This is a genomic window from Streptomyces sp. NPDC058964 (genome assembly GCF_042741275.1).
In the GTDB taxonomy this organism is placed as follows: Bacteria; Actinomycetota; Actinomycetes; order Streptomycetales; family Streptomycetaceae; genus Streptomyces.
In genome coordinates, this window is sequence record NZ_JBHYKH010000274.1 from 1 (window position 1) to 11871 (window position 11871).

Annotated in this window: 8 protein-coding genes and 2 pseudogenes; 6 read left to right on the forward strand and 4 right to left on the reverse strand. The window is 69.5% G+C overall.

All coding sequences use genetic code 11. The annotated features are described in order from the left end of the window. On the forward strand, window positions 1–2092 hold a 2092-nt coding region (locus ACFW2E_RS28475), incomplete at its 5' end, for a SpoIIE family protein phosphatase (RefSeq protein ID WP_384469928.1). 309 nt (window positions 2093–2401) lie between these two features. After that, entirely contained in the window at window positions 2402–2896 is a 495-nt protein-coding gene (locus ACFW2E_RS28480) for an SsgA family sporulation/cell division regulator (RefSeq protein ID WP_384469929.1), read from the forward strand. 268 nt (window positions 2897–3164) lie between these two features. On the opposite strand, the gene ACFW2E_RS28485 is transcribed toward ACFW2E_RS28480, so the two are convergent. Next, the gene (locus ACFW2E_RS28485; RefSeq protein WP_384469930.1) at window positions 3165–5105 is read right to left on the reverse strand and encodes an FG-GAP-like repeat-containing protein; all 1941 of its coding nucleotides are present in this window, start codon (window positions 5103–5105) and stop codon (window positions 3165–3167) included. A gap of 272 nt (window positions 5106–5377) precedes the next feature. Continuing rightward, window positions 5378–5911 (reverse strand): DUF4232 domain-containing protein, encoded by a 534-nt coding sequence (locus tag ACFW2E_RS28490; protein ID WP_384469931.1) that lies wholly within the window; start codon window positions 5909–5911, stop codon window positions 5378–5380. Window positions 5912–6085: 174 nt separating this feature from the next. On the opposite strand from ACFW2E_RS28490, the gene ACFW2E_RS28495 reads away from it, so the two are divergent. Further along, window positions 6086–6250, forward strand: coding sequence for a hypothetical protein (locus ACFW2E_RS28495; protein ID WP_384469932.1), 165 nt, complete (start codon window positions 6086–6088; stop codon window positions 6248–6250). Between the two features lie 270 nt (window positions 6251–6520). Here ACFW2E_RS28495 and ACFW2E_RS28500 read toward each other — a convergent pair whose 3' ends face one another. Together ACFW2E_RS28500 and ACFW2E_RS28505 are read right to left on the reverse strand one after the other, a co-directional pair. Next, window positions 6521–8053, reverse strand: a complete 1533-nt coding sequence (locus tag ACFW2E_RS28500) for a hypothetical protein (protein WP_384469933.1) — start codon at window positions 8051–8053, stop codon at window positions 6521–6523. An 896-nt stretch (window positions 8054–8949) separates the two neighbouring features. Then, entirely contained in the window at window positions 8950–9972 is a 1023-nt protein-coding gene (locus tag ACFW2E_RS28505; RefSeq protein WP_384469934.1) for an NAD(P)-dependent alcohol dehydrogenase, read from the reverse strand. A gap of 127 nt (window positions 9973–10099) precedes the next feature. Between ACFW2E_RS28505 and ACFW2E_RS28510 the strand changes: the two genes are divergently transcribed. From ACFW2E_RS28510 to ACFW2E_RS28520, 3 genes and pseudogenes are all read left to right on the forward strand, one after another. Beyond that, entirely contained in the window at window positions 10100–10765 is a 666-nt protein-coding gene (locus ACFW2E_RS28510; RefSeq protein WP_384469935.1) for a TetR/AcrR family transcriptional regulator, read from the forward strand. A gap of 332 nt (window positions 10766–11097) precedes the next feature. Further along, a pseudogene (locus ACFW2E_RS28515) lies at window positions 11098–11613 on the forward strand (ABC transporter permease); the annotation flags it as partial. An 8-nt stretch (window positions 11614–11621) separates the two neighbouring features. Further along, window positions 11622–11871, forward strand: a pseudogene (locus tag ACFW2E_RS28520) (ABC transporter); the annotation flags it as partial.

Here is an 11871-nt window from a genome sequence, read left to right on the forward strand (position 1 = left end):
GGGCGCACACCGCCTCGCGCGGGCGGGCGGATGCCCCCAGTCGCTCTACACGTTCCCCTGGCGGATGGCACCGGACGCGCGGTCCGCCACGGCGCACGCCCTGAGGTCGGCAGGAGCGGCCGTTCTGATGGATCCGGATCCGGCCGGACCCGGCCAAGAACACGCACTGCCCTATCCGTACGCCGCTTGCTCGGGCCCCGTGATCTCCGAAAACCGGCGTTTCGGCGCCCTCACCGTGCTGCGGCTGGAGACCGCCGGCGGCTTTTCGCCCGCCGAATGTTCGACGCTCGAGGACATCGGGGAGCGGCTGGCCGAAGCTCTGACGGGGCTCGTCGCGGACGGAGTCGCCGTGACGGCGGGCCCGATGCCGATGCTGGTCCCGCCGGAGCGTGACGTCGATGCGAGCGTGTGCACACCGAGGTGGGGCGTGCCCAGCGTGCCCGGGTCCGCGGGCACGAGCATGATGTACCCGCTGCGACGTCTGTCCGAACTGCTCAACCGGGCCGCGACCGTGGACGACATCGTGAGAGCGGCCCAGTACTGCGTCATGTCCCCGTTGGGCGCCAGAGCCCTGGTGCTGGTCTCGGAGAGCGAGGGCCGCCTGTGGGTTCTCGGGCACAGCGGTGACTCGACGAGCATGGCGCGCGGCCTCCACGGCGTCGGGCTGAAGGAGCGGGTTCCGGCAACGGAGGCGTTCGACGGACGCCCGCTGTACATCTCCGAGGCGCGGTCGCCGGGCGCCGACCCCCCTTCCGAGGACGAACCCCGGGCGGAGGCCTACCTGCCGCTCATCGGCGACGCTCAGCTCATCGACCTGCCCCTCGCCTACAGCAGGCAGGTCGTCGCGGTCTGCTGTCTGGCGTTCTCCGGGACGCGCGATTTCCCGCCCGAGGAGAGGGCCCTCCTCGGCATGATGGCAGGACTGCTGGGAGCCGCGGTGCAGCGCGTCGAACTGACCGCGCAACAGCGAGCGATGGCCGAATGCCTGCAGCGACACCTACTGCCGTCCCAGCTCCCGGACCTGCCGCGGCTGACCACGACGGCGCGGTACCGACCCGCCGGCGCCACCTCGGAGGTGGGAGGCGACTGGTACGACGTGATCACTCTGGAAGGGGACCGGGCCGTGCTGGTCGTGGGCGATGTCGAAGGTCACGCCATGGAGAGCGCCGCCATCATGGGGCAGGTACGCACCGCGGTGGCTTCCTATGCCACCGAGGGTCATCGCCCCACCACGGTGATCGACCGGACCCGCAGGCTTCTCGCCAGGCTGGGCACGGATCTCACGGTGACCTGTTGCGTCGTCGCGGTGGACACGCTGGACGGCACCGCCGAGGTGGCCCTGGCCGGGCACCCCGCTCCCCTGGTACGACGGCCCGACGGGAGCACCGGCGCCCTGGCCGCACCCGCCAACGTGCCCTTGGGCGTCTGCACGGCGCACACCTGCCAAGGACGTGAGCACACTCTTGAGGCCGGTTCGATCCTCATGCTCTACACCAACGGTCTCGTCGGCTGGCACGCCGAACCGGAGACCTGCGCGCAGGCCCTGCTCGGCTCGCGCGACGACGGATCCGCACCCGATCTCGAGCGGCTCGCCGACGTCATCACCGCGGAGGTCTGCGCGTCGCCACAGCAGCACCGTGACGACGCGGCTCTGCTGCTCGCACTGTACGGAGGAGCCCAGGGTCAGGACGAGCCACGGGCGGCGGGCCTGCACATTCAGCGCCGTGATCTGCGCGGGGTCAGGACTGCTCGCACGTTCGTACGCGACCAGCTGGGCTCATGGGACTTGCAGGACATGTCGGACACCCTTGAGCTGGTCGTTTCGGAGCTCGTGACGAACGCACTCATTCACGCCGGCAGCGACGTGAACGTCCGCCTGCGGGCCTTGCCCGGTCACATCCGGCTCGAGGTACGGGACTCTGACAGCAACCCACCGGTTCCCTCGCCCTTGTCCCTGGCCGAGCAGGAGAACGCCGAAGCGGAGCACGGCCGCGGCCTGATGATCGTGGAGGCACTGGCCGAGGCCTGGAACAGCTCCCCCAACGGCCAGGGCAAGACGGTCGCGCTGAATCTGCCGATCTCGGACCGCTGAACCGCGCGATCGCCAGGTGTGAGACATGTGTGTGCAGCCGCGCGGGCCGGACGCTCGCCGTCCGCGGGCGTCGACGGCAACGAGGACACGTCCGCAGGCGTGGGCGGATCTTGGTCATGTGCCGTCACCTGTCCGGCAACCGGAACGGGTCCGACCCCGCATCTGCGCCCCCTGCTCCGGCGAACCGGAATGCAGACGGCCGGCCACCTGTTGGCACCGCCATAGCGACAGCATCCAGCTCGGCGCTGCCGGCGGGGCAACGAGCCCGCGTCGGGTTGCCACCGGCGCCGCCCCGAAGCAGAGCAGAACATGAGCAACCAACCCCCCTCCCCTCCCGATACGCCGTCCTCCCAGGAACCCGGCGTCAGCTGCCGGTGCGAAGGCACCGTCCTCCTCAACGGGTCGGTCACCGTGCCGGTGGCGCTCGCCTTCCATTACGTGACAGATGAGCCGTACGGCGTGCACATGGTGCTGGACACGGGCATCACACCACCGGTGAAGTGGGTCTTCGCGCGCGATCTGCTCGCCGAGGGCCTGATGCGGCCGGCCGGCCTCGGAGACGTGCAGACATGGCCGGTACCCGTCCAGCCGCACCGGTTGGAGGCCGGAAAGGGCGCCGTACACATCCGCATCAGCTCGCCCGAGGTGAGCACGGTCGTGTCGGCGCCGGCCACGGCTCTGCAGGCCTTCCTCGGCCGCACGTTCGAGAAGGTGGCGCCCGGCAGCGAGAGCCGGATGCTGCGCATCGACGAATCCATCGCCTGCCTGATGACCGCGGACCGGCCGGAGGACGGAACAACGTGAGCCTGCGAGGTGTGAGGTACGGGCGGGCGTGCCCGCAAGAGGGTCGCACGCCACTCTCATTTTAGTTGCACGGTCAAGCTATTTGAGATACCGCACCCCGGACGTCGTGCGCCTCGGCCAGGCCTGCCTGCGATGCCCCGGCGGTCGGCACGTGGACGACGTTGTAGCCACCGGTCACGCCGGGGGACGGTCGGGGGTAGCCGCATACGTGATGCCCTCGGCACCGTCGCGTGCCGAGGGCATCGGGTGTGACGCGCGGCCCCCGGGCTCAGCCGGCGTGGACCAGGGTCTCCTCGCTGCCGAGGTGGGCGGCACCCGTGTCCATGTACATGGTGGTCTCGCCGTCGGACCAGCGGATGACGATGTCGTCGGTCCGGTGGTTCCCCGTGAAGTCGCCGGTCGTCATGACCGTGCCGTGCTTCCAGAGCCCGTTGGAGTTCAAGATGCGCTGCTCGGTGCCGAGGCCCGACGTGGACGTGCCGACGTAGTTGTCGAGCTCGCCGTCGGTCCAGCGCACCATGAGGTCCCACGTCTGGTTGCCGGAGAACTCACCGCTGGTGAGAAGGGTGGCGTCCCTCCACGTGTCGTTCTTGCCCTTGAGTTTGTGCTCCTGCCCGAAGGTGCCCGCGCTGACGTTGGTGTAGAGGGTCACTTTGCCGTCCACCCACCGCACGATCAGGTCGGTGACGTCCTGGGAGGTGTTGAAGCGGCCCGCCACGATCTGGGTCGCGTTCTTCCACAGGTCGTTGGGCTTGATCATCTGGGTGCCTGCCCAGTCGAGGCCCTTGGTGCCGATGTCTCCGTAGAGTGTGACCTCGCCGTCCGCCCAGCGGACCAACAAGTCGAAGCGGTTCGACCCGGTGAAGTCGCCCGCGGTGATGGTCTTGGCGTTCTTCCAAGTGGAGTTCTTGGGCAGCAACTGCCGCTCGCCCGTGAAGTGGCCGCGTCCGTCGCTGCTGTAGAGCGTGACCTCGCCGTCGGACCACACCACGACCATGTCGCTGTGGCCCTTGCCGTCGAAGTCGCCCGAGGCCATCAGGCCGGCGTGCTTCCAGGTCTCGCCGGAGCCCATGGTGTAGGGCAGCGACGGCTGATGGTACGGACCGTAGTCGGGGTTGCGGCCCTGCTGGGCATCGGCGTAGAGGCGGAAGAAGCGGTCACCGTGCAACGGGCTGTAGGTGATCTCGTTGTACCGCGGGTCCGACCCCGGCACATCGGGGCCGCCCTGAAGAAACCCGCCCACGTTGCCGATGATCGTGCCGGTGCTGCCGGAGGCGTCGAGCTCGGAGAAGAACGGCCCACCGGAGACCCCGCCCCACATCCCGGCGCAGTGGATCTGCATCTGGTAGTAGCCCGACAGTGCGGTCGTGTAGATGTCGGGGCAGCGGACCGCCTGGTCCGGCGGGTTGTGCGCGAGCCTGGGATAGCCGACGACGGTCACCTTGTTGGCGTAACCGGGCGTCTGGGCCAGGGTGTTGGCGCCCACGACGTCCTGGACGTTCCGACGGCCGTTCGCCTTCAGGCTCGCGAAGGCGTAGTCCAGGTCGGAGGTCTTGGCCTTGTCCCAGGTGGCCCTCTTGTCGCGGAACCACTTGTCGACCGCCCAGACCCCGTACGGCTGCGCGGCCGCAGTCTTGGTGTGGTCGTACATGGGCACGAACATGGAATTCGAGCCGACACAGTGCCCCGCCGTGAGGATCAGGTTGTGCCCACCGCTGCGCACCACGCTGGCCGTGCAGCGGTGCCCCTTCAGCCCCTTGTCCTTGCTGAAGATCGTGCCGACGGACTTGATGCCCTTGAAGTGCTGGGCGGTGATGCCGTTGCCGGAGGGCCTCTGGGCCGCTGCCGCCAATCCGTCCGGCGGGACGGTACGACCCGAGGGGTCGGTGGCCGAGTCCATACGCTCGGGAGTCCAGAAGCGGATGGCGGCCTTGACCGTCCAGTCGTCGTCGGCGTCCAGCACAGCCGCGTCCGATGACGAGGGCGCGGCGGACGGGCCGGTCGAGTCTGTGGGAGCCGGGCCGGTCGGCGGCTTCGGTGCGGGGGCAGCGCTCTGCATGAGCCCCGACACGGTCGGCGTGGGGGTTCCGGGGACAGGGGCCGCGGTATCGGCCTGGGCCGCAGCGGCGTTGCCCAGCAGCACCACGGCGCTCAGCACCGCGGCAGCCCCGAGACGTATTCGTCCACAGAGCGCTTCGGGTTTCTGCATTCAGGTTTCTCCAAGAGGCAGGCCGGACGGCACGAGGACTTGAAGGGCAGGCGCCTGCTGGGGGACAGCAGGCGGGACACTGCTACGGAGTCCGACGCGTGATCTTCCGCCGACGACCTGCTCCGCGCTCACCGCGCGCAACAGCAACCCCCGATAGGTCATGCGTTCCCCGTGCCGCCGTACGGCGGCTTTCGATCGACCGTGGTCAGCGGTCGCAGCCGTCATGATCGCATGGTGGGCGTGCGAATGCACACCGTTTATCCGCCTTTGCGTCAATGCAGTTGGGGTGCTCCCAGCAGCATGTCGAGGTCACACACCTGTGCCCGCCGGTGGTGCCCCTTCGCATCGGTCAGTTGCACGCGAGAGCCGTAGTCGTGCGCCGCGGGGTGCGGGGGCCGCACGTCGACACGAGGGTTGTATTCGGCCATGACCTCACAGGACCCGGACGGCGAGCCGATCGCGTCGTAGAAGACCGGGATCGCGATGCTGTGGCCCGGCTTCAGCACCAGATGGACCGGCGTGGACTCCTTCGGCTTGGAGTCGGCCGACGCCCCCTTGCCGACGTACACACTGAGCTCCGGGTAGCCGTCGAAGGCGCAAGGCTTCGATCCCTTGTGCGCGGCGCTGAGCATCGCCGTCGGCGTGTTGTGCGGCTTGCCCGTGAGAAGAGTCATCTTCCAGCTCAGCTGAGGCGTTCCGCATGCGGCAACCCGGGTTCCCGAGGCGCTGTCGCTCTGGCCGCAGGCAGCGGCACCCAGCAGCATCACCAGGCCGACCGCGCAGACCGCCGCTGTCCGCCGTGACATGAGATCTCCCCCTGGGTGACACCACTCCCGCGGGGCCGAGTGCCGCCGCTCCTGCCTCACCGGACAACTAGATGCGGGCAGGCGCGCCGAGGTTCCACATCGACCGGCGGAGATGATCAGCTACCTCGCGCGATCTCGTGCAGCCTCTCCAGACGCTCCCTCGTCCCATCAGGTGTGACGCTGCGACGGCCGCAGACCGTGAGGGCGCACGAGGCGATCGGACCTCGGGATCGCGCCTCCAACGCGGACATGGTCCCCCAGGGCGCGGCCATGAAGGTGAACACCACGCATGCGGAGGCGATGGAGTGCGCGCCGGCCATCGACGCGCGCGTCAAGTGATCGACGGCCCTGGCCTGCCGTCTGCGGTCTCGACTGCGGGAAGATCCTGGCCGGCTCGGCCACCTCATCGCTCCGCAGCCCCGGCACCAGCCGTTGCCATGGACGTCCAGGCCGCCGAGCGGAACCCGGTCAACCCGATGGCCGGTGCGGGGCGCTCCCGGTCGCTGAGGTGGTGGTCACTCGCTGCGGTACCGCAAACGCCGGCCGGCGGCCCGTCCGGGAAACCCCTCGGGCGGGCCGCCGGTGTGACAGTGGCGGGTCCGGCGGTCCTCAGCTCACCGCGTACGCGTTGTACACCGTTGTCGTCGAGCTGTCGCCGTGGGTGTCGGTTACCGTCGAGCGCAGGCCGATACGGCCGGACGCCGTGTTGTGGACGGCGATGGTCCACTTGGCGCCGGACAGCTTCGCGGTGGCGGCGATCCAGTGGGCGCCGTTGTCGGTGGTGTACCAGGCGCGCACGGACTTCACACTGTCCGACAACCGGCCGATCGTGCTGTCGCCCGTGCCGAGGCGCTGCATGCCCAGGTCGACGGTGGTGGTCGACCCTGCAGCCGCCTGGTTCCTGGAGTTCAGAGCCTCGGGCCAGAACCGGGTGATGTACTCCCGGACCTGCTGATTCTTGCTCGGGTCTGCGTAGAAGTGCAGGGAGAGACCGGAGGACGTCGACAGCGAGCCGGACGGCAGGCCACCGCGATGGCCGGTTTCAGTGAGTGTGTACCAGCCCTTCTCGGGGATCCGCGGATGCGGGCCGATCTCCTGCGAGGGGGTGTACTTGTGCGAGTAGAGCGTCTTGCCCGCGTGGGTCAGCTTCACGGTGCCGGAGGCCAGGATCCCGCCCGCCGGGAACCTGGGGTCGGCGAAGGGGTTGTCGTCCCCGAAGTACAGCTGGTGGTACCAGGTGTACGGCAGTTGCCCGCCGGGCCCCCAGACCGCGTGGCCGAGAGTCAGCGAGGTCGTCTTGCCGGCGGCGTACTTGTGGGACCCGTCGTAGATGAAGTCGTGGCTCTGCCGGCCGACCGCCCACTGGCCGGGCGGGAGATGGACGCTGAAGGAGTCGGGCAGGTCACGCTGGAAGTCGAGGATGTTCGTGGACGAAGAGCAGTCGCTGCCACCCGTCGACTCGCCGTTGAACGAGAACCGCGCCTGTCCGCTGTCGGGGCCGGAACGCGCGGACACCTTGAGGGTGGTCAGCCCGGACTTCGCGAGCGTCGCGGACACCCCCGACGGCAGGCCGCGGCTGTGCGTGGCGGACGCCAGCCAGAAGTCTCCGCCACTCGTCGACCGCGGCTCGTACGTGGTGCCGTAGGACAGCTCGTAGGCCTTGCTGCTGTTCGGGATGACGTACAGGTCCCCGGCATCCGCCGAAATGCTCATGGTGGCAGGGCTGTTGTCGGTGGCGCAGACGGCCGCGGTGACCGTGTGGTCGTATCCGCTGCCCGGCTTGGGACTGAGCGAGACCTTGACCGCACGCCCCTTCCTGGCGTCGAAGGTGCTCGTCGTGGCCCCGGAGACCTTCACACTGTGACCGCCGACGACGGCATCCTCGCTGTTGCCGCCGACGAAGGACGTGACGATCTCGTATCTGCCATTGGGCAGTGACGTCTTCTTGTTGCTGTCGATGAAGCGGAAGTCGTACGTCTTCGTGTTGTAGACCGCCACCTGGGCGTAGACCGCCTTGCCGCTCCGGTCCAACGTTCTGACGGTGAGCGACCCCTTGGCCGCGGCAGACGCCGTCGAAGCGCCGGCCAGGACAAGCGGCACGAGTGCGGTGACGGCACTCGCGGCCGCTGCGGTTCTCCGCATCAAACCCCCCTAGGTGTAAGGGAAAAGCGAGTCACCGTAGCGCACAGCGGATGCGTCGCCGTCACCGGCCCCTCTCAGGCGATCACCGGGTCTAGTCTCATGGTCGCGCACGTGCTCACCGCGAGCAGCGTCGCCAACCGGAAACGCGCCCCGCGCCGGCCCAGTGGACCTGGAATCCACGTCGGCGTATCGGGCCGCCCGGTCGGCACCACCACCTTCAGGGCGGACGCGAGTGGGGTGGAACCGTCCGCCACGCCCGAGCCAACGTCAGGTCGCCGAGCACCCGAGCCAGGACGCCTCCTGGCAGTTCCCGAAGGGCACGGTCCGTGTTCTGTCTCTTCTGTTCATCCCGGATGGTCTTCATGAACGGACCTTCCGGGCAGGGCTGCGATCCCCCGTTCGCGGCGCAGCCGGGCGTTCCAACGGGCCAACTGAGGTGCAGCGCAGCTGTGTTGCTGCTCTTCGGTCCATGTGCGTACGGAGAACCGGGCCTGCTCCTCGCTCTCGCTCACCCGTCGCGGCCGGGATCCGGCCGCGCACGTCCCTCGTGTGAAGTCCGGTCTCATCGATGGATGTGCATGGGACCGGGCCGGCGGAGCCCGGCCCCGCAATGCGAGAGCACCGTCTTCTGTGCGACGGTCGTACGGGGTCTTGCCGGCAGCGTGTCCAGCGCGTGGTCGAGGGGTGTGGCCAGGCCCGTGCCGTACTGGGTATCGCCGTGGATGAAGGTGCCGGCGAACGCCGTACGGTCCCGGCCGGGAAGCGCGGCGGCCCGATGGGCGTCCGCCCCCGCCAAGGCGGCCGACACAGCAGCGGCAGCGGCAGCGGACAGACGGCGGACGGAACCAGAAACGGAGACGGCCACGAGGTCCCCCGGCGGGCTATGGCCCATGACCTCACTCGGCGGGCAGAGCGAGTGCCAGCTTGCCCGTGACGCGGCCGTCAAGAAGACGCCGGACGGCTGCGGCGGTCTCGGCGAGCGGGTAGACGCGGTCCACGACAGGCCTGAGCGCGCCCGTGTCGATGAGAGCAGTCAGGTCGCGCAGCCCAGCGGCGTCCTCGGAGGCAATGAAGGTGCCCAGGTGCTGGCCGACGAACGGGGACAGCATCTGTGCACGAAGCTGCCTGTCGGTGCCGCCGAGCCAGAGGCCGTTCGTCTCACCGCCGGTGATGACCAGCCTGCCGCGGGAGGCGAGGGCGCGACGTAGATCCCGCAGGCTGCGGTTGCCTGCTACGTCGATGATGACGTCGTAGCGTCGCGGGCCGGCGAGGAAGTCCTCGCGGGTGTAGTCGATCACGTGGCTGGCGCCCAGCACCCGTACGGCTTCGAGCTTGGCGCTGCTCGCGACGGCGGTGACCCGGGCACCGAGGGCATGGGCAAGTTGCACGGCGAAGGTTCCCACTCCGCCGGCGGCTCCGGTGATCAGGACTTGCTGCCCCTCCTGGAGCTTGCCCTTGTCGCGGACCGCCTGGAGTGCGGTGAGCGCGCTGACGGGTACCGTCGCCGCCTCCTCGAAGGTGAGTCCGGTCGGTTTGGGAGCGATCCTGTCGGGACGCGCGACGGCGTATTCGGCAAGCGTGGCGGCTGCCGTGCCGTAGACCTCGTCGCCGGGCGCGAACGCGGTCACGTCGGAGCCGACCGCCTCGACCACGCCGGCGAAGTTGCGGCCGGGGTTGGGGAGCTTCGGCCTGCGCAGCCCGCTCACGGGGCGGACCGCGTACGGCAGGCCGGCCATCAGGTGCCAGGTGCCACGGTCCACGCTGGAGGCGCTCACCCGGACCAGCACCTCGCCCGGCCCGATGGCGGGCCGGGCGAGCCGCGCCAGGCGCAGCACGCCTTCCGGTTCGGCTCCGTAGCGCTCTTGCACGACGGCCACCATCGTTCCGGTCCCACCGATGGTTTCGATCGGCTCGCTCATCTTCCGCATGGTCTCTGCTCCACGTTCCGCTTACTTACAGCGTAAGTAGTACTTACGGCGTAAGTACAGCACTTACGGCGTAAGCTCGTCAACGCTGAGAGTCCACGAGAGGAAGCGACCGTCCACCGTGATCCGACGTGCCACCCCGAAACCGAACCGTGAGGCACTCACCCGGCAGCGGGTGCTCCATGCCGCCGTCGAACTCGCCGACACCGGCGGCCTGGACACGCTCAGCATGCGCAAGCTCGGCGAGGCCGTCGGAGTCGAGGCAATGTCCCTGTACAACCATGTGGCCAACAAGGAGGATCTGCTCGACGGCATGGTCGACCTGGTCTTCGGTGAGGTCGACCTGCCCACCCCGGGCGAGGACTGGCGAGCGGCGATGCGGCAGCGAGCGGTCTCCATGCGCCTCGCACTGTCGCGGCACCGCTGGGCAATCGGGCTGATGGAGTCACGGTCCGCACCGGGCCCGGCCACACTGCGTCACCACGACGCCGTTCTCGGCTGCCTGCGTCAGGGGGGATTCTCCCTCGCTCTGACCGCCCACGCCGTCTCCGTTCTCGACAGCTACATCTACGGGTTCGCCCTGCAGGAGAAGAACCTGCCCTTCGACACCCCGGAGGAGACCGCCGAACTGGCCGGGGCCATCATGGGCCGTTTCGGCGACGGCGAGTACCCGTACCTGGCCGAGATCGCGACCGCTCACGTCATGCGCCCCGGGTACGCCTACGGCGACGAGTTCGAATTCGGACTGGACCTCATCCTCGACGGTCTCCAGCGGGCCGCGGGCTGACGAACCATCGGCGGGCCCGCCGCACCATACGACGCGCCGGCTTGCCGAACCGGCGAGAGCAGAAGGGCTCAAGGCACTCGGCGCACCATTTCGTGGCCGCCGTGAGGACCTGCAGGGTGCCCAGTTCCTGAGCGCAATAGGTCGAGCAAGGGTGCAAGCGCTGGTGCCGCTCCTGTGACCGGAGCCGCCGACGGTTGTCCGAACGGACCCATTGCCGTGCACACCCAGGTGTCCAGTCACATCAGCGGCCGCCAGGAGTCGATCTCCCGGACATCCACCCCTCGCCCCGCGCAGCCGCCCGCGCACGGCGCCGAGCCCCAGCGCCGTCTCCAAGCGCGCGTGGGCAGCACCTCGTCGTGAGGCAGCGGGTGGAGGCACGGTACGGCCTCTTCGACGACGCCGCGCTCGCCCCGTCCACCACCCCCTACCAGGTGACCGTGGGCACCTCCTGGGGCGGCAACCGCGTCCCCGAGTTCTCCACGGCCGTGGCCTCGGTACTGGTCGCGGGCAACGAGAAGGCGGCGGGTGGCCTCTGCGACGGCCGGATGGTCACCATCATGTGGCTGTCCCTCGCCTGGCAGCCCGCCCCGGAGTCCGTCCTCCGCCACGTCCGGGTCGACGACAGCCTGGCCGGCTACGCGACCGTCCTCTCCCGGACCGACCCCCTGACCATGACGGCGGGCCAGACCAAGGTCGTGCGCGCGCTGCTCCACCAGCCCTTCTTCAGCGTGGCCGCGAAGGTGAAGGCGCACTGGACCGAGCTGACGTCGCAGGCGGTCACCACGGCCCGTGCGGCCGAACTGCTCGACGTGCCCGCCCACACGGGGCCGGACAGGTGCGGCGAGTGAGGCGGGTGATGACGTGCCGAGTGGCCCTGGTGCTGACGCCCGCGCTCTGGCGCACCCTGCCGTGGCGGACGCTGGGCGCGGCAGGGACGGTGGGCCTGCTGCCGGCCGTGCTCTGCCGCCTGCTCGGCGCCGAGCCCGGCGGCTCGTACGCTCTGGGCCTGCTGAGGTTCTCCGCGCTCGCCCTCGCCCTGGGCGCCGCCTTCCTCCTGGACGACCCCGCCCGGCACACCACGGCCCCGGTCCCGGCCGGGCGGGCCG